Genomic DNA, 18,932 nt, shown 5'->3' on the forward strand with positions numbered 1-18,932 from the left:
AGGTGAACTTATTTGAAAGGAAACCATTGAAGGCTCTGTTTTTACCTGACAAAAAGTGGAATAAGCAAGAAGAACCTCAACTGAGGTTCTTCTTGTGATATTTGTGGGACAGCAGTGAGCCCGAAGTTCAGTTTTACTCTTGGTAATGCAGAAGTCTGAGGCCTTTATTCACCTAGAATGGCGTAGAAAGTGGTATCGCTTGTTTAGAAATGGCATTAGTGCGGTACAAAAGCCAAACGATACGCCACTCAGCGTATCTTTTCCTGCGGCTGAAAAAGCTACGAAGCTATTTTCTGAGAAGTTAGGCGGTGAACCAGGTTCAGCATTGACCGAAATTTTATTAGGGACACCGATGACAGCACATATTATGAGTGGTGTGGCGATGGGGAATGATCGTAACAATGGTGTGGTGGACTTTACAGGTCAAGTATTTGGTTATCAAAACTTAAGAGTGATAGATGGTTCAATCGTACCTGGCAACTTAGGTGTGAATCCCTCTCTGACTATTACCGCATTGTCTGAGTTTGCCATGAGTCAAATCCCTGTATTCTCCGCTGAGCGTGCAGCCTGTATTCAGCGTATCGAGTTCAGTCAGCCTTTGGATGGACAAGTATCTGCATTGACAGGCACAGGGGATTTAGCCAGTGCATTAAGCCCTATCTATGACTGATAACTAGTGGGTGTAAGGTGATTTAGTCTGTACTTTGAATAAGAGAGCGCTTGCTCTCTTACAGACACTGGATAAGTTGATTCATTGTGCAACTGAGACTAGAGCATCCCAATAACATGGCTCATTTTTTCTTTTTATAAAATATAACCAGTAAAATCAAAATAATCATTAAAATCAACAGAATCATGAAGGTTTCCATGGCTTGACCTCACACAATTGGGTTTAATCTTATTTTAACACGGACCTTGAAAAATGATTCAACTTGCATGGTTTTATTTCTATATTTAGTTAGATATTTTATATATGGAATTGCATATATATGAATATACATATATAACTGTGCTGAAAAGATAGGCAGAGTTTGTTGGCATGACGAATACATCAAAAGTTAAGATTTATCACAACCCCGACTGCGGGACATCGCGTAATACATTAGCGCTCATTCGTAATGCACAAATTGAACCTGAAATCATTGAATATTTGCTGACACCTCCATCGAAACTAGAACTCATTCAGCTCATATCAGATGCAGGTTTAGAGCTTAGAGAAGCCATTCGTCAGAATGTTGAACCTTATCGTGAGTTGAGCTTAGAGCGTGAAGATTGGACTGAGGAACAATTGTTAGATTTTATGCTTCAGTATCCGATTTTAATTAATCGTCCTTTTGTGGTGACAGAATTAGGCACCCGATTAAGTCGTCCCTCAGAAGTGGTTTTAGAAATTCTGCCCCGGCCACAAAAGGGCGCGTTTAGCAAAGAAGATGGTGAGCAAGTGATTGATCAAGATGGGCAATGTGTGAACTAGAAATTTATTTTGGATATATCAAAGAGAAATGAAAATGGATCAAGTTAGTTTTTTCAAATGCTTATCCGATGAAACACGTTCTAATATTGTGGCTTTAGTCGTGAAGAATAAAGAGTTATGTGTTTGTGACCTGACTGAAAAATTACAGCTTAGTCAGCCTAAAATTTCTCGACATTTAGCTTTATTACGTTCTTCAGGGCTATTGCAAGACAGACGTCAAGGTCAGTGGGTGTACTACAGTATCCATCCACAATTACCCATGTGGTGTCAGGAGGTTCTCAATATTTTGATTACACATCCAACGAGTCAGTTTGTAGTCATACAAGAACGAGCTACACAGAGTTGCTGTGAGTAAATATAGGCGAAGCATCGTTTAGATGTTTGATTGTTAAGAGATATAGCGCATGTATCTGATACAAAATCCATTGCGCTTATCCAACAAATTCAGAGATTGAATGAGAACATTATGGTTCAGCAAAAGTTGTCTTTTATAGATCGTAATTTGACGTTGTGGATTTTTGTCGCCATGGGGTTGGGAATTGCTATAAGTGTTTTTTTCCCGCAAGCCTCTATAGCGTTGGATAACATGCGTGTAGATTCAGTCAATATTCCTATTGCGATGGGATTGATTTTGATGATGTATCCACCGCTTGCAAAAGTGGATTATGCAGCACTCCCTGACGTCTTCAAAGACAAGAAAACACTGATACTATCGTTGGTTCAAAACTGGATTATTGCTCCCGTGTTGATGTTTGCTTTGGCTATTCTTTTTTTGCATAGCTATCCAGAATATATGACAGGTTTAATCTTGATTGGTTTAGCTCGTTGTATTGCGATGGTCTTGGTTTGGAATGGTTTGGCCTGTGGAGATAATCAGTACGTAGCCGCTTTGGTTGCATTTAACAGTATTTTCCAAATTTTGTTTTTTAGTACCTACGCATGGTTATTCCTGAGTTTTTTACCGCCTTATTTCGGCATTGCGGGACAGGTGATTCATGTTGATTTTTGGACTACTACCCATGCCGTACTGGTGTATTTGGGGATTCCATTCTTCCTCGGGTTTATTACGCGCTTGGTTTTAGTGAAAGCTAGAGGCTTGTTGTGGTATCAAACTACTTTTTTACCGAAAATTAGTCCTTTAAGTTTACTGGCCCTCTTGTTCACGATTGTAGCCATGTTTAGCCTCAAAGGGCATGATGTGGTGAGCTTACCGATGGATGTTTTACGTATTGCTATTCCCTTGACGATTTATTTTGTTGTGATGTTTTTTATCAGCTTCTTTATGAGCAAATGGATGGGGAATGATTATCCGAAAACTACAGCTATCTCGTTCACTGCTGCTGGTAATAACTTTGAATTGGCTTTGGCTGTTGCAATTGCCACTTTCGGTTTAGCATCGCCTGTTGCTTTTACTACGGTGATCGGCCCCTTGGTTGAAGTTCCTGTTTTAATTGCTTTGGTTGGCGTTTCGTTGCGGTTAAGACAAAAAGTATTTTCAAACGGTGTCATGGGTTGATTCTTCTAAGACCCAAACAGGTTGTATATATAAGCCTCATTGAGAGTAAGTCTGTGGTTTAGATCTTTACGTCCTCTTTTGTAGTGTTGACTGACAACATGACATGGTTGCATTCATTAGTTGAAATACTTTCGTACGGATGTTGAAAGCTATTTATATAGAATCGTAAAAATACAGAATAGATGAAATACAGGGCGTGTTTAAGCAAACATATAAAAGAGTGCAAGGCGCTTTTTATATGTTTGACTTATTACAGTTTTTCGGTGTTTTTTGTCGCATGGACAATGAAGAAAAAATAGTCTTTTAAAATAAACAAACGCACTATCTAAAACTTTTAAGATTGTATTAATATTTACGACTTTAAAATAGTCGCTATTTATGCTGGTGAACTAGACTTGATGGGTTGATGTTTTAAATAAGAAATGTAGATTTTTCCTATTTGGCTATTCAATTAAGCATGATGAATACAATATTTTTAATTTGGTTAAAGCATGGAAAACATTGAATTTTTAAAAGCGCTCTTCTTGGGCTTCATTGAGGGACTGACTGAGTTCCTGCCTATTTCAAGTACAGGGCATTTGATTTTATTTGGGCATATCATTAACTTCCATTCCGATGATGGTCGAGTTTTTGAAGTCGTAATTCAATTGGGGGCTATTCTTGCGGTATGTTGGTTATACCGCAAGAAAATTTTAGATTTATTAAAAGGCTTCTTTAGTGGTGATCGAGAAGCGCGTCACTTTGCAACAAGTGTCATGATCGCTTTCTTCCCTGCGGTCATTATTGGTGTGTTTGCTGTTGATTTTATTAAGCAGGTTTTATTTAGCCCGATGGTGGTAGCTGTTGCTTTGATTATTGGGGGCTTGATTATTTTTTGGGTTGAATCAAAGCAATTTGAGCATAAAACTACAGAAGCCACACAGATTACTTTTAAGCAGGCACTGCTAGTGGGCTGTGCACAATGCGTTGCCATGATTCCAGGTACATCGCGTTCTGGTGCCACCATTGTCGGTGGTATGTTTGCTGGGCTCTCTAGAAAAGCAGCGACAGAGTTTTCGTTCTTTTTGGCGATGCCTACGATGCTCGGTGCTGCGACATTTGACTTAGTCCGTAACGCAGATGTGCTGACTCAAGATAACATGGTCAGTATTGTGTTGGGCTTTATTGCTGCGTTTATTTCAGCATTATTTGTTGTCAAAGCGCTGGTGCGGTTTGTTGAAAAACATACCTTGAGAGTCTTTGCTTGGTATAGGATCATACTGGGTATTATTATTTTAATTGTTTTGTAGAACATAGAAATACCTAAAAGAAAAGCAGCGATTTCGCTGCTTTTCTTATTAGAGTGAGATAATTTTTTTACTCAATATTATTTTTGAAAATCATGATGTCGTGTTTCTAAAATGAGTTTTGTGAGTTTTAACACGAATTTATAAAAACAATTCTTTGATTGAGCTACAGTGAAAAACTTAGTAAATAGGGCAATATTGATCAGTTAAGAATTCTCATATTAATCTTCTTTACTTTTGAGCTATGTGCCTCACTGTTCCAAAGCCCAATCGGGGGAGAGATGATGTGTTATTAAGAATGTTGGTTACTGTGAAGAAAGAGAATAAAAAATAATAGGGTTTTAACGTTTGAGGGTCAGGCTTTGTGTAGAAAGCACTAACTAGTGCGATATTGTTCAAATAGTTTTAGTTCAAGTTCGAAGTTGAATACCGGGTTTGCTTAACTGGGAGGAAATCATGCTTGGGACGAAGTTTACCAAGGAAGAAATTTTCCTTATTGAAAAGGAGTTTCCGCCATGCGTAAGGCTAATTCAGCAATGGGAAAAATGGTTCTATAAAACAAATCATGACTGAGTTATGAGCAGACATGGAGATGAGCTTTATTATCTTGGAAGCGTGCTGAAAAACTAAGGACGAGAAAGAGAGCTACTAAAATGAAGTTGCTGTATATCCGTAGCAGTGATGAGGGTATAAAAAGTTTTGTGGGATTGATTGCATTGAATCCCACAAAAGATCACATTTATTCAGTCTAAATGCATTAAAGAAATGTAAAGCAAAGCAAGCCAATTAACGCTGAAGCTGCTAGGACATACATGACTTTAAGCTCAAAATAGAACAGTCCAATCAGGGCTGCAAATGCAATTAGTGCAGCAACAACATCAAAAGAGCCGTTAAATCCTGTTGGCCAAAGTACATGATAAGAAAAAAATAGGGCAAGGTTTAGAATCACACCAACCACAGCCGCTGTAATTGCAGTTAACGGGGCTGTAAATTTAAGCTCATTATGTGTTGATTCGATAATCGGTGCCCCAGCCAAGATAAAAACAAAAGAAAAAAGGAAAGTAAACCAAGTGACAAGCGTTGCTCCAATAGCTCCTGCCAAGAATAGATGATCTGAGCCTAAGAGTGCTTGGTTAAATGCTCCCAAAAAGCCAACAAATGCGACAACCATAATTAAAGGACCTGGCGTACTTTCACCTAGTGCTAAACCATCTATCATTTGAGTCGGACTTAACCAGCTGTAATAGCTCACAGCACCCTGATAAACATAAGGCAATACTGCATAGGCACCACCAAAGGTGAGCAGAGCTGCTTTAGTGAAGAACCAAGCCATTTGGGTGTAAGTATGATCCCATCCCAGCGTTAAGCTTAGGCTCAGGATTGGAATAAACCACAGTAGACCACCAATGAGCAGAATACTGCCCAAACGTTTCCAGCTAAAGATTGCATGTTCAGGTGTAGGAGTATCATCATCAATTAAAGCACGACCATAATCTTTTTTACTCTGCTGGTGTGCGTTTCCACTAGAAAATAGGTTTGGATATTTTTTACTGGTTAGATAACCAATGATTGCGGCAGAGAGCACAATTAAAGGAAAGGGTAAGTTGAAGAAAAATATAGCAATAAATGAAAGAGCTGCAATCAGCCATAAGAATTTATTTTTAAGTGATCGGCTGCCGATTCGATGCGTCGCATGAAAAACAATAGCAACAACAGCAGGTTTAATGCCGTAAAAGAGGCCAGCAATAATGGGTACATCACCAAATTTTACATAAACCCATGAAAGACCAATTAAAATAAATAGCGATGGTAGTACAAAAAGAATCCCAGCAACTAAACCACCGACGGTTCTATGCATTAACCAACCGATATAAGTTGCTAATTGTTGTGCTTCAGGGCCTGGTAAGAGCATACAATAGTTAAGTGCATGCAAAAATCGCTTCTCTGAAATCCAACGCTTTTGTTCAACCAGTTCTTGGTGCATGACCGCGATTTGACCTGCGGGTCCCCCAAAACTAATAAACCCCAATTTAAGCCAAAACAGAAAGGCTTGCCAAAATGAAACAGTTTGGATGTCTGTTTCTGGGGAGGGAATCTGTTCGTGTTGCATGATTATTCTCTGGATAGGTTGGCGTATAAGCCATCAAATATATGATTAGATAATTCAAATAGTTGGTCATCATTGTTTATTTGGCTTCGAAGACCTTGCATGACTTTTTCAATCCCTATTGCTTCAGGCGGTTCAATCCCACCCACATCAAGGTAATGCACAATTTCAGCAATTTTTTGGAGTGCTGGTGTTTCTAAATTAAAACTATGTAAAAGCACTTCAAAGGTGACCCAGTGATTGATGTGGCTGAATCTTGCGCCATCAAAATCGAATCCTAATGCGTGTTCTGGGCAGTCAGTTGGATGCTCTAACCAAATAAATGTAGGTGTGGCGTCAATAAAAGTCTTAATTAGCCATGCAGAAGCTAAGCGATCAATCCAAGGTCTTTGTCGGGTTGCCCAACATTGATTCTGATAGTTCGCTTTGTTTAAGACTTGAATGTAGGCTTGTCTTGCTTTGGGTTCATTGACTTCACCTAGACGTGCAATTGCGAGTTCCAATAATGAAAGTTCATTGAGGACCTGTGCTTGAGTCTCATCTGGATAATAGTCAATATCTACAAGTGCATTGATCCCTTTTCTGAGTTTACGAACTTGCTTGAGTAACTCTTTCTTTTCATCTTGAGTTAAGCGATCTTTTAACTCTATTAATTGTTTATAAAGAGCATCATATTCTTCTTTTCGACTGAAAATAGTCACAATATCCAAATTTGCAACCGACTCAGCGTTAAATACATAGGCCGTTCCTTGCTCTGAAACAACATCATGAACGATAGGATCAAATTTTTCACTATGAGTCATAGGGAGGATATAGACGCCATCTCTAAGGGTTGCGGCCCCACTTGCCTTCAGCGATCGCCATACTCTCATGCGTGTGGTTGTGTTCTGTGTAGGAAGTGAGGATATGAGTAAGGATATTTTCATGTTATATACTCAACATATTTTGTTAAGCATATTATATTTATTGATTGTTTAGATCATAATTTCTGCAAAGAATATCTATAAAACGAATATAGCCTTGTTTTGTTGCACAAATATTTACAAGCCACTGGTGGAGCTAAAATATTCAAATTTAACTGACAAAATGGGATTTATTTCAGGTAAATGAGAGATAGCAACACAGAGCTCGTAATGGCTGATGAAGTTTTGATGCTTATAGACGATCGGTTTACAATCCAAGGTTTGATTCATTTCATTTGGTTGTTTAAACCTAAATGGTGATGTAAACGATCAGCTATCATTCAAGTTTTTCATGCTAATTGCATGATCACATTTGAGTTGTTCATTTTATTGTTCAGTAAATTTTCATATTATTCTAAGACAGCACCTTCTTTTTTGATGAAATTAATAGACTAAATTTTAAAGGCTATACGCCATAGGATTTCGCTACGTGATTGAGCACTGTGTTTCTATTGGAATTGGAGGCTGTAAGAGTATATCTTCAAGTACTTGAGTGTTACTCGTCTTATCAGTTTGATATTCTTTAAATTTTGAATCTAAGCTTTTACTATAAATATGCAAAACTGCAAGTGAATAGGGAAATGAAGGGAAATGTTTTCCCTTCATCTTAGCAATATTTATTGTTCAACTGTTTCAGTTAATGGCACTACTTCTGGTTTTGGCATTGTGCGCTGCCAAGCTGAACCATAACGGGTATATTGAGAGGGAACTGTAATTGCAGTTTTTAGCTCGTCTGCTGCTGTACGTGCCCAGAACGGGTCTTTTAACATCTCACGACCAACTAGAACAATATCAGCACGACCATTTTGTAGAATCTCTTCAGCCTGACGACCCGTTTCAATCAAACCCACAGCACCCGTCATGATCTTAAGTTCTTTACGCAATAATTCAGCCGCAGGCACTTGGTAATTCGGGTAAGTATTGACTGGAATCATCGCAATACCACCTGACGAACAATCAATTAAATCAATATCCTGTTCTTTCATCCATTGACCATAAATTAGAAAATCTTGGGGTGTATTGCCACCTTCAACATAGTCGGTTGAAGAAATTCGTAAGAATAACGGGCTATCCCATTCACTACGAACCGCATCAATTACTTCTCGAACGATACGATAGCGGTTTTCATGACTACCACCGTAAAGATCAGTACGTTTATTCGCAAGTGGCGATAAAAATTCATTGAGTAAATAACCATGTGCGCAGTGAATTTCAATTACATCAAAGCCAGCTTTTTTTGCTCTTGCTGCACCTAAACGAAATGCTTCCACCACTTCTTTGATTTGTTCAATACTCATTTCTTGCGGAACACGCGATTCAGCAGTAAACGGAATGGCAGAAGGGGCAATTGAGGGTAAATCAATCCCCAGTTGGCGACCTGCATGACCGAGTTGCGCACCTGCTTTAGCACCAAAGCGGTGAATTACATCGACTACCCGAGCCAAACTGTCAATATGGCTATCCTTCCATATGCCTAAATCGCCAGGGCCGATCGGACCATTTGGCAGTACAGAAGCAGTCTCTAGCATGATGAGCCCTGCGCCACCTAAAGCACGTGCGCCATAATGCACGATATGAAAATCAGTGCTATGCCCGTCAACTGTAGCAGAGTGCATACACATTGGAGACATGGCAATACGGTTTTTAAATTCTGTATTGCGGATGGTAATCGGTTGGAATAACAGTGCGGACATCGTCCTCTCCAAGAATCTGTTTTACTTTGATGAGGTGATGATACATACTGTTTTTTTGTGTTTATACGCTAAAAAAATTCCCATACTTACCAAAAGGTAACTGTAACTGCTATGAAAAAACTGCGTAATTATGATTCTGCTCCGGGCTGTTCGATGGAGGCAGCACTGCATATTTTGGGTGGAAAGTGGAAGGGCGTAATTTTATTTCATCTGTTTAAGGATGGGACTTTACGCTTTAGCGAGTTGCAGCGTCATTTGGTGAGTATTAATCAGCGCTTACTGACCAAACAATTACGTGAACTTGAAGAAGATGGACTGGTGATCCGCCACGTTTATCCTGTTGTTCCTCCAAAAGTTGAATATTCATTAAGTGATGAAGGGAAGGAATTACAGCATTTAATTATGGAACTGAGTCTTTGGGGCAGAAAATGGCTAGAAAGGCGAGGGATGAAAACAGCGATTGATGAAGATTTGGATGCGCTAAAAGAGATGTTTGCCAAAACTGAAATTTTGGATGAATTGGGTGAGTAAACACAAGCTTTGATGATGGTTTGAACAAGCATATTTGAGCCGTACTGGCTCAATACTCAATCCCTAGCTTTTTTAATTTTGAAATCAGTGTGGTGGGATTAATGCCTAAGCATTTAGCTGCGCCCTCATCACCAAAAATCTTTCCTTCACATTGTTTGATTGCCAGTTGGAGATTTGTCATTTCTAACTGTTTGAGTTGTTGTATTGTCAGGACTTGCTCAATTGCTGCGGCTTGATTGTGCTGTAAGGTCTGCGAGGACTCTTGTTCAAGCAGATATTGAAAAGAAACAGCCCCGTGTTTGGCAGTGATTAATGCACGTTCCAATACATTCTGTAATTCACGAATATTACCCGGCCAGTCATAGCGTTGCAGTTCGAGGATATGCTTTTGTGAAAAAGGTAAATAAGGTACTTTACGATTTTCGCTAATTAGCTTGGTAAAGTGTGAGACCAGTAAAGGAATGTCCTGTTTACGTTCGCGTAATGCAGGAGAATGAATCGGGAATACATTCAGACGGAAATATAAATCTTCACGGAAGTTTTTAAGCTTCACTTCTTCTTTTAATTTTCGATTGGTGGCGGCAATAATTCTGACATCAACCTGCCGTGTTTTCTCTTCGCCAATTCTTTCAAAAGTCCCTTCCTGCAAGACTCGGAGTAATTTGCTTTGTAATTCAAGTGGGATTTCACCAATCTCATCTAAAAATAAAGTCCCTTGATCGGCGAGTTCAAAGCGTCCAGCCCGATCACGAACTGCGCCTGTAAAAGCCCCTTTCACATGTCCGAAAAATTCACTTTCAAATAATTCAGAGGGGATTGCTGCACAGTTCACACGAATCAGTGGATGCTGTTTACGGTGACTGGATTGGTGGATAGCACGTGCAATCAGCTCTTTGCCTGTTCCTGATTCTCCGTAGATCATGACATTGGCATCACTGGGTGCAACCACTTTTATTTTTTCAATAATTTGTAGAATAGCAGGGCTATTGCCTACAATTTCATGATATTGATTTTCTTGTAAAATTTCTTCTTGTAGATATTCATTTTGTTGTTCTAGACGGCTTTTTAAATCTTGTAACTCCTCTAGCGCATGGGTGAGCTGTTTTTCAGTATTTAAACGATCGCTAATATCTCGGAAAACCACCACAGCACCAATGATTTCACTATCACGGATAATCGGTGTACTGGTAAATTCGACTGGAAAATAGCTACCATCACGTCGCCAGAAAACCTCTTGAATGCCTTCATGAACAATACCATCGTGCACCGCAGCATAAATTGGACAATCTTCAACAGGGTAGTGTGTTCCATTTTCATGGGTATGATGATGAACTTTATGAATATTTTTACCAAGCACATCTTCGGGTTGTAAGCCAAGCATTTTTGCACCAACAGGATTAATAAAGGTACATAGTCCTTGCTTGTTAATACTGTAAATACCATCACCAACGGAACTGAGTAATAAATGTTTGCCTGTATCTGAGTCAATAAATAGCTCTTGTAAGGCTTGCCATTCTTTTAGCCCTGCACGAATGACCTTGTCCGCATTTTTGTTTAATTGGCGTAATTCTAGATCTTTGACATCGACCAATGACCAAATGAGTAGATTTTTATTTTTATACGGCAAACGAATGGCGGTGACATCGAGTTGTATTTTTTCATGTTCTTTATCAAAAGCATATAGCTCATTGTTCCAAGCATAACCCTTACTGAGTGCTTCATCTGTAAATGCCATGAGATGTGGCAATTGATTGATGTGTCCAAAAACAGAAGTAACTGTTTTCGCAATTAATTCATGTCGTTCATAGCGTAATAATTGAGACGCGCTAATATTCAAATCAATAAAGCGATTTTGATGTGGGTCGATCACGATTAATGCTTGAGAGGTATGTTCAAAAGCAAGCGGACGAATTGAATCTTCAGAAGATGCCCAATCAGAAATAAAGTCGATATTATTCATGCTATGAAAAATCGTAATCTTAACTATGAATTTTCATAATACTACGAAAAACCGTAGTTATTCAACACATTCTTATTTTTATAAAACTACTGAAAATAAATAATAAAATAATATTATTCAATAATATAGAAGTTTAAAAACAGCATTTTAATCATGTTGGCATGGCTCTCGCAATAACACGGATAGACCAAAACAGTTGGTTGAATTGAAACCGTAGATATGAGGAACGGCTATGCCTAAAGTAGATATTGAACAATACAAAGATGGTGATTTTCTTGTCGATTATGAAGAAAAGGTATTTGAGGATGTAAAAGCTCAGCCGGGTGAAAAAGCATTGGTGACGTTCCATACCGTTGCCTTTGAAGGCTCTATTGGTTTGGTCAATGTCTTACAAGCAAAACGATTATTACGCAAAGGCTTTGAAACCAAAATTTTGCTGTACGGTCCGGGTGTGCAGTTGGGGGTACAACGTGGATTTCCAACATTGGGTGCAGAAGCATTCCCAGGACATTTGGCGGTCAATAATCAATTAAAAGCATTTATGGCAGAAGGCGGTGAAGTCTATGCCTGTCGTTTCGCCTTGCAAGCACTTTATGGACAAACTGAAAAAGCTTTAATGGAGGGAATTCGTCCGATTAATCCTCTCGATGTGATGGATCTAAAACTTTTGATGCGCCGTGACAATGCATTAATTATTGATACGTGGACTGTTTAAGTATTTAAGAAAAAAGGGGAATAAGTCATGAACCAAATCATTAAAGCGGCGGCAGTTCAATGTAGCCCTGTGTTGTATAGCCAAGCGGGTACAGTCAAGAAAATCTGTGACACGATTTTGGAGTTGGGGCAGCAAGGTGTGCAATTTGCCGTATTTCCTGAAACCGTTGTGCCTTATTACCCTTATTTTTCTTTTGTGCAACCACCGTTTGCTATGGGTAAAGAACATTTAAAGCTATTGCATGAATCGGTTGTCGTGCCATCGGCAGCAACAACTTTAATTGGACAGGCATGTAAAGAAGCAAACATGGTGGTTTCTATTGGTATTAATGAGCGTGCAGGCGGCACGATTTATAACGCTCAATTGTTGTTTGATGCGGATGGTTTGATTATTCAACATCGCCGTAAAATTACTCCAACGTATCATGAACGTATGGTGTGGGGACAAGGCGATGGCAGTGGTTTACGTGCGATTGACTCTGCTGTAGGACGTATTGGGTCACTGGCATGTTGGGAGCATTACAACCCTTTGGCTCGGTTTGCTTTGATGGCAGATGGTGAGCAAATTCATGCGGCGATGTTTCCGGGATCACTCGTGGGGCAGATTTTTGCAGATCAGATCAGTGCCACCATTCAGCACCATGCTTTAGAGTCGGGCTGTTTTGTGGTGAATGCCACAGCATGGCTTTACCCAGAGCAACAACAACAAATTATGCAAGATACAGGCTGTGAACTGGGTCCAATTTCGGGGGGATGTTTTACGGCCATCGTTTCTCCAGAAGGCAAATTTTTGTCTGAACCAATCACACAAGGCGAAGGTTATGTGATTGCCGATTTAGACTTTTCCTTAATCGAAAAACGTAAACGGATGATGGATTCTGTTGGGCATTATAGTCGTCCAGAATTACTCAGTTTGTTGATTGATCGTCGTCCTACCTCAGTTTTGCATGAGTTAAAACTAGAGAATCCATCGAATAACAGCATCGAAAAAGTGTCTGAATTTGCCGAAGTACACGCATAGACACCCCGTTTAAAAAAATAACAGGAGAAGATCATGTCTGCGATTGAATTACTCAGTGATTTGCAATGTAACGGGTTGAAATGGGAAGGTGAGGTTGGGCTTTCTCGCAAAGGTGGTGCAGGTCCAAGCGATCATAAAGCCATGATCTTGGGTGGTCAGACACTCATGATTCCAGTGTTAAACCTTGCTTCACAGGATTCTCCTTATACGGGTAAAAAAGATACTGCAACAGGTGAGGTGATTGTGTTTAAAAACCGCATACCTGTTGCAACGCTCACTTCGCCAACACGACCACGATTTTATGATTTAAGCACAGCAGAGGGCATTCCTTATGAACAGATTGCCACGCTGCATAGCCATGATGTTCTAGCAACAACGGTGTTGCAGCATTGTATTCGCATGAATGATAAAGCAACGGCATGTCAGTTTTGTTCGATTGATCAGTCTTTAAAAGATGGGCGCGCCATTATACGTAAGCGTCCAGATCAATTGGCTGAAGTGGCGAAGGCAGCCGTAGAACTGGATGGGGTGACTCAGATGGTGCTGACCACAGGAACACCGAATACGCCTGATCGCGGTGCAGCCATTTTATACGACTCAGTTGTTGCGATTAAGGCACAAGTCGATTTACCGATTCAAGTGCAGTGTGAACCACCTGATGATTTCGCTTGGTTTCAAAAATTAAAAGATGCTGGAGCTGTGTCCATCGGGATGCATTTAGAAGCCGTGAGTGATCGGGTACGCAAGCAAATTATGCCGGGTAAGGCCGAAGTATCCCTTGCGTTCTATTTTTCTGCTTTTGAAGCAGCAGTGAAGGTCTTTGGACGAGGGCAAGTCAGTACTTATATCTTGGCTGGTTTAGGCGATACCGAACAAGAAATTATCAACATGACGGAACGTCTCGCAAAAATAGGTGTTTATCCGTTTGTAGTTCCTTTTGTGCCGATACAGGGAACGGCTCTAGAGCATCACCCCAAACCTGATTCAGCATTTATGCAAATGCTTTATCCCCAAATTGGCACACAGCTTCGGCAGTATGGTTTGAATTCACAGGACACACAGGCAGGTTGTGCAAAATGTGGGGCTTGTTCTTCCCTCAGAGCTTATGAATAAGGAGTTGATGATGAAATTATCGAGTTACGCATGGTTGATTGAGCTCAATGAAGAGCTGAAGCAATTTGTCACGGATGACATCATTATCAAAGTTGTAGCAGAAGATTGGGAGCGTCGCCAATATTATCAATTGCGTGAAGCAACCTTTCGTGATGAGCAGAAAATTTTAAAAGAAGATCGTGATGAACATGATTTCAAAGCTCTAGCGATTGTGGCGATTGGACAAATATTTGGGGAACATGATCGTGTCATTGGTGCGGTTCGTATTTTCCCCGAAGCTGAACAGACATGGTGGGGCGGGCGTTTGTGTGTTGATCCTGTATACCGTCATCAACATGCAATTGGTAAAGCATTGATTAATGCAGCTGTATCCACTGCCAAAAATTTAGGCTGCACCACATTCCTTGCGACGGTTCAGCAACAGAATGAATGCTATTTTCAAAAGTTGTGTTGGGACACTGTACATGAGCTGAATGTTGCAAATCTTCCGCATGTGCTTATGCAGGCACAAGTCGAAAATTACCCATTACAACATGTGGTGATGCAAGCTTATAGCTATAAGGAGGTCTGCCGATGAGACTTTCAGAATTACTCCCACAACTGCAAATCACGTCGGCAATGCAGTCTAAGCAAGACATTCATGCGATTAAATCGCAGTTGAATCTGAACATTCAAACTCTACAAGATTTATATGCATTGCCTGCGGATGATACTGCTGCGATGCCATTCGGTGAACAATATTTATTGCATGCTTGCGAAGGAATGTTGCCAAGTTTTGTGGCTAATCACCCTTATTTTGCAGGATGGTCTGCGGTGATGGCAAATGTGAGCGACATTGCTGCAATGGGTGGGCGAGCTTTAACTGTGGTGAATAGTTATTGGCATACCGATACACAACGTGGTCAACAGTTATTCGCTGGTATGCAAGCAGCTTGTGATGCCTATGGCGTAAAGCTTGTGGGTGGACACACCAATATTCATACAGATTTTCAACCAACGCTCTCCGTTGCGATACAGGGTCTAGCTAATCATTTGCTTTCGGTCTTTCATGTTCAAGCAGGACAGAAAATCTTAATTGCACTGAATATGCAGGGCAATTTCCATGAGCAAACCACCTATTGGAAATGTTTTGAACATGTTCCTGCTGCTGTTTTAAGAGCTCAGTTGGAGGTATTGCCCGAAATTGCAGAACAGCATCTCGCGTATGCAGCGCGTGACATTAGTAATGCAGGAATTTTAGGCAGTTTATTAATGCTACTTGAGGCAACGGGATCAGGAGCGAATCTTTGGCTAGACAAGATTCCGAAGCCACAACATACCGATTGGCTGAAATGGCTTCAAATTTTCCCAAGTTATGGTTTTTTACTGACGGCAGATAGCGAAGAATGTGAGGACATCATTGAATTATTTGCTTCACAAGATGTTGATTGTGCGGTGATTGGTGAAGTCACAAATTCTGGCAAGGTACAGGTTCAGCAGCAGACTGAACAACAGACTTTTTGGGATTTTCAACAACAGGCTTTTACTGGGCTGAATTATCAAAAAGTCCTCGCGCAAGCTCCGTTTTCCCATCTTTCCCGACAGGCACAGCAACAGGAGTCAACATTATGCCGAGTGTAAATTTTACCGTGAAATGGCCAAATGGCGAGGTCAATCAATATTACTCACCCTCTAGCATTATTTACGACTATTTACGGGTTGGGCAGGTGTACAGCTTAACGGACTTTGTGACGCAAGTGGAAAACGGTCTTGAACAGGCTTCTGAACGAGTCCGACTGCGTTACGGTTTTGCTTGTAGTGCTGCGATGGACAATCTCGCTAGCATTAAACGGCACATTAATATTTTGAGCATCCAAGCCCAAGATCAAATCGAAATTATTGACATGACAAACGAATAAGACAGGTGATGACCATGATGCTAGTTGAACAAGCAAAACTTAAATCTGAATATCCAGTGGTGATTATTGGTGGTGGGCAGGCAGGACTTTGTGTCAGCCACTATTTAAAAAAAGCCAATATTGAACATGTGATTTTAGAAAAAGAACCCGAGTTAACCCATGCATGGCGACGTAAACGCTGGGATAATTTTACCTTGGTCACACCTAACTGGCAGTGTTTGTTACCAGAGCATCCGTATATGGGCCATCAGCCTGATGGATTTATGAAAAAAAATGAGATTGTTGAATATTTGGATCAGTTTATTGAAAAGCTCAATCCTCCTGCAATTTTAGGTATTGCAGTTCAGCATGTTGAAAAAGTTGCAGACCAGTCTTTCATGATTGAAACAGATCGGGGGACGACAACTGCGAAGCAGTTAGTGGTTGCCGCAGGAGGGTATCACACGCCAATTTATCCAAAGCTTTCATCTGCTTTACCTGAAAATGTCACAGTGATTCACTCTGAACAATACTTTAATGCTGAGCAATTACCTGCGGGCAATGTGTTGGTGGTTGGATCGGGACAGTCAGGTGCGCAAATTGCGGAAGACCTACATCTTGCAGGTAAAAAAGTGTATTTATCTACAGGGGATGCGCCACGTTGTGCGCGCTTCTATCGGGGTAAAGATGTGGTGAAGTGGCTTTTTGAAATGGGCTATTACGAAACCACAGTCAAAGACCATCGTTACAGTGAGGAAGTTCGGAACAGTACCAATCACTATGTGACTGGACGTGATGGAGGTCGTGATATTGATCTACGTCAATTTGCATTAGAAGGGATGCAATTATTAGGGCGTTTTGAAGACTACAAAGATGGACAATTGGTGTTTCGTCCAGATTTGATGCAAAACTTGGACATGGCAGATGCAACCTATAACCGTATTAATGCAGGGATTGATGCTTATCTTGCTGAAAATGGTATTGAGACAGATGAACCAGCTTCAGTTTATGAGCCTGTGTGGACAGCTCAAGCTGAAATTACGGAAATTGATTTGGTTGCGGAAAATATTACTTCCATCATTTGGTGTATTGGGTTTCGACCTGACTATTCATGGATTGATTTAGATTTATTTGAAACAAATGGCTATCCAAAACATGACCGAGGAATCACGCTTGATCCTGATGTCACATTTATTGGTTTGCCTTGGTTACATACTTGGGGCTCAGGTCGCTTTTTAGACATTGCTAAAGATGCTGAGTTTGTTGCTGCGCATATTAAACAGCAGCTCGACACGCCAAATTCAAGACTTAGCCCAGTAATTGCTGATGCTGTTGAAGTCTAAAAGAGCATGGCGTGTGATTAATACCAGTCAGTTAAGCATTTTTAAATCCTCCCCAACCCTCCTTTTCCAAAGGAGGGATGAGCAGCATAGCTGCGCAAGGAATCTAAAATTATTTTGAATTCTCAATAGTTCCCCTCTTTTTAAAGAGGAGTTAGGGGAGATTCTTAGATGAATAACTATTAAATTACTCTTAACTGATCAGCATTAATGGCATGTGATCTATTTTGGCAACGATAAAGCGTTGCCAAAATTTCCGCTTTCATTTTATTTATTTGAGATCAAGCGGTGAATAAAATTGTTGACTGACGTTTTTACTTTTTAAATTCGCGATTTCAGCAATGGGTCATAATTCCTTAAATTAGAAATATTTTGTATGTAGTGTTGATATTTTTTGATAATTGAAGCTAATTTATTTTAAATATAAAGTGTTCCTATCAAATATAACGGGCTAATCGCCAACCTACTTTGAAGGAAATGAGATGAAATCAATGATAAAAGCTGCGATTGCGACCACGATTTTGGGTGTGGCTACAATCAGTTCTACATTTGCTGCGGAAACTCAAAAACCAACGGTGGTACTGGTTCATGGTGCATTTTCTGATGGTTCTGCATGGAGCAAAGTCATTCCTTTATTACAAGACAAAGGTGTAAATGTCGTTGCTGTACAAAATCCATTGAGTTCATTATCTGATGATGTGAAGGCGACACAACGCGTTTTAGATATGCAGAAAGGTCCTGTGGTTCTCGTTGGACATTCTTGGGGTGGTGTTCCTGTGACTCAAGTTGGTCAACAGGACAAAGTAAAAGCATTGGTTTATGTTGCTGCATTTGCCCCATCTGAAGGACAATCCGTGGTTGATGTTTCGAAAGATTATCCGACGCCATCTGGTTTTAGTCATCTTGTCGCAGATAAAGATGGATTTGTAACATTAAGCTTAGAAGGTGTTCAGAAGCATCTTGCGCCAGATGTTGCTGCAAAACAAACGCGCTTAATGTTCGCTACACAAACGCCAACGAACAGTCATAATTTTGAAGAAAAGGTGACTGTCGCGGCATGGAAGACGAAACCTTCATGGTATGTCGTGAGTCAGCAAGACTATATGCTTCAACCTGCTGCACAGGTGGCAATGGCAAAGAAAATCTCAGCACATGTTACAACACTGCAAGCAGGGCATACGCCACAGATTTCTCAACCCAAAGCAGTCGCTAAAGTGATTCTTGAAGCTGTGAATGCGGTATCGAAATAGTAGCGTTAAATTGCCCTAGATTACTATATTATAAGTGAGGCGGTCCTACATCTGTGTATGGGTGATTCTTGTACAGATGTGGGGCCA

Annotated in this window: 19 protein-coding genes; 14 read left to right on the plus strand and 5 right to left on the minus strand. The window is 40.3% G+C overall.

All coding sequences use genetic code 11. The features are described from left to right. The first annotated feature begins 145 nt into the window (after positions 1-145). Complete coding sequence (locus ACE01U_RS11255) at positions 146-670, plus strand: GMC family oxidoreductase (RefSeq protein ID WP_395579490.1); 525 nt, start codon at positions 146-148, stop codon at positions 668-670. A gap of 121 nt (positions 671-791) precedes the next feature. Here ACE01U_RS11255 and ACE01U_RS11260 read toward each other — a convergent pair whose 3' ends face one another. Further along, a complete protein-coding gene (locus ACE01U_RS11260) occupies positions 792-869 on the minus strand; it encodes an LPXTG cell wall anchor domain-containing protein (RefSeq protein ID WP_110974979.1) in 78 nt (25 codons plus the stop codon). Positions 870-1,039: 170 nt separating this feature from the next. Here ACE01U_RS11260 and arsC point away from each other — a divergent pair, with 170 nt between their 5' ends. The 4 genes from arsC to ACE01U_RS11280 all read left to right on the plus strand — a co-directional run bounded on the left by arsC (position 1,040) and on the right by ACE01U_RS11280 (position 4,279). Next, positions 1,040-1,474, plus strand: a complete 435-nt coding sequence (gene arsC, locus ACE01U_RS11265) for an arsenate reductase (glutaredoxin) (RefSeq protein WP_395579491.1) — start codon at positions 1,040-1,042, stop codon at positions 1,472-1,474. A gap of 34 nt (positions 1,475-1,508) precedes the next feature. After that, complete coding sequence (locus tag ACE01U_RS11270) at positions 1,509-1,829, plus strand: metalloregulator ArsR/SmtB family transcription factor (protein WP_395579493.1); 321 nt, start codon at positions 1,509-1,511, stop codon at positions 1,827-1,829. Positions 1,830-1,940: 111 nt separating this feature from the next. Next, on the plus strand, positions 1,941-2,990 hold the full coding sequence (arsB, locus tag ACE01U_RS11275; RefSeq protein ID WP_395579494.1) for an ACR3 family arsenite efflux transporter: 1,050 nt from the start codon (positions 1,941-1,943) through the stop codon (positions 2,988-2,990). Positions 2,991-3,481: 491 nt separating this feature from the next. Further along, the gene (locus tag ACE01U_RS11280) at positions 3,482-4,279 is read left to right on the plus strand and encodes an undecaprenyl-diphosphate phosphatase (protein WP_110974947.1); all 798 of its coding nucleotides are present in this window, start codon (positions 3,482-3,484) and stop codon (positions 4,277-4,279) included. A 754-nt stretch (positions 4,280-5,033) separates the two neighbouring features. On the opposite strand, the gene chrA is transcribed toward ACE01U_RS11280, so the two are convergent. The 3 genes from chrA to namA all read right to left on the minus strand — a co-directional run bounded on the left by chrA (position 5,034) and on the right by namA (position 9,039). Further along, complete coding sequence (gene chrA, locus ACE01U_RS11285; RefSeq protein WP_119064278.1) at positions 5,034-6,386, minus strand: chromate efflux transporter; 1,353 nt, start codon at positions 6,384-6,386, stop codon at positions 5,034-5,036. Between the two features lie 2 nt (positions 6,387-6,388). Then, positions 6,389-7,309 carry a chromate resistance protein ChrB domain-containing protein gene (locus ACE01U_RS11290; RefSeq protein ID WP_086208589.1) on the minus strand — a complete coding sequence of 307 codons (921 nt, stop codon included), beginning with the start codon at positions 7,307-7,309 and terminating at the stop codon, positions 6,389-6,391. Between the two features lie 653 nt (positions 7,310-7,962). Then, on the minus strand, positions 7,963-9,039 hold the full coding sequence (gene namA, locus ACE01U_RS11295; protein ID WP_395579496.1) for an NADPH dehydrogenase NamA: 1,077 nt from the start codon (positions 9,037-9,039) through the stop codon (positions 7,963-7,965). A gap of 111 nt (positions 9,040-9,150) precedes the next feature. On the opposite strand from namA, the gene ACE01U_RS11300 reads away from it, so the two are divergent. Next, positions 9,151-9,570: a winged helix-turn-helix transcriptional regulator gene (locus ACE01U_RS11300; protein ID WP_395579497.1), complete on the plus strand. Its 420-nt coding sequence runs from the start codon at positions 9,151-9,153 to the stop codon at positions 9,568-9,570. Positions 9,571-9,619: 49 nt separating this feature from the next. On the opposite strand, the gene ACE01U_RS11305 is transcribed toward ACE01U_RS11300, so the two are convergent. Beyond that, complete coding sequence (locus ACE01U_RS11305) at positions 9,620-11,530, minus strand: sigma 54-interacting transcriptional regulator (RefSeq protein WP_395579498.1); 1,911 nt, start codon at positions 11,528-11,530, stop codon at positions 9,620-9,622. Positions 11,531-11,762: 232 nt separating this feature from the next. Here ACE01U_RS11305 and ACE01U_RS11310 point away from each other — a divergent pair, with 232 nt between their 5' ends. The 8 genes from ACE01U_RS11310 (at position 11,763) to ACE01U_RS11345 (ending at position 18,845) form a co-directional block, all read left to right on the plus strand. Then, positions 11,763-12,245: an MSMEG_0572/Sll0783 family nitrogen starvation response protein gene (locus ACE01U_RS11310; protein ID WP_004638761.1), complete on the plus strand. Its 483-nt coding sequence runs from the start codon at positions 11,763-11,765 to the stop codon at positions 12,243-12,245. A 27-nt stretch (positions 12,246-12,272) separates the two neighbouring features. Next, positions 12,273-13,265, plus strand: a complete 993-nt coding sequence (locus ACE01U_RS11315) for a Nit6803 family nitrilase (RefSeq protein ID WP_395579499.1) — start codon at positions 12,273-12,275, stop codon at positions 13,263-13,265. A 33-nt stretch (positions 13,266-13,298) separates the two neighbouring features. Beyond that, positions 13,299-14,378, plus strand: a complete 1,080-nt coding sequence (locus ACE01U_RS11320) for an MSMEG_0568 family radical SAM protein (protein WP_119064290.1) — start codon at positions 13,299-13,301, stop codon at positions 14,376-14,378. Positions 14,379-14,388: 10 nt separating this feature from the next. Beyond that, positions 14,389-14,955, plus strand: a complete 567-nt coding sequence (locus tag ACE01U_RS11325) for an MSMEG_0567/Sll0786 family nitrogen starvation N-acetyltransferase (protein ID WP_395579501.1) — start codon at positions 14,389-14,391, stop codon at positions 14,953-14,955. Continuing rightward, positions 14,952-15,998, plus strand: a complete 1,047-nt coding sequence (locus ACE01U_RS11330) for a sll0787 family AIR synthase-like protein (RefSeq protein WP_395579502.1) — start codon at positions 14,952-14,954, stop codon at positions 15,996-15,998. The genes ACE01U_RS11325 and ACE01U_RS11330 overlap by 4 nt, the downstream gene beginning before the upstream one ends. Further along, complete coding sequence (locus ACE01U_RS11335) at positions 15,986-16,276, plus strand: MSMEG_0570 family nitrogen starvation response protein (RefSeq protein WP_086208581.1); 291 nt, start codon at positions 15,986-15,988, stop codon at positions 16,274-16,276. The genes ACE01U_RS11330 and ACE01U_RS11335 overlap by 13 nt, the downstream gene beginning before the upstream one ends. A 14-nt stretch (positions 16,277-16,290) precedes the next feature. Next, the gene (locus ACE01U_RS11340) at positions 16,291-17,598 is read left to right on the plus strand and encodes an MSMEG_0569 family flavin-dependent oxidoreductase (RefSeq protein WP_395579503.1); all 1,308 of its coding nucleotides are present in this window, start codon (positions 16,291-16,293) and stop codon (positions 17,596-17,598) included. A gap of 479 nt (positions 17,599-18,077) precedes the next feature. Next, positions 18,078-18,845: an alpha/beta fold hydrolase gene (locus ACE01U_RS11345; protein ID WP_086208579.1), complete on the plus strand. Its 768-nt coding sequence runs from the start codon at positions 18,078-18,080 to the stop codon at positions 18,843-18,845. The last annotated feature ends 87 nt before the right edge of the window (positions 18,846-18,932 follow it).

It is taken from the genome of Acinetobacter halobius (assembly GCF_044130335.1).
GTDB lineage: Bacteria > Pseudomonadota > Gammaproteobacteria > Pseudomonadales > Moraxellaceae > Acinetobacter.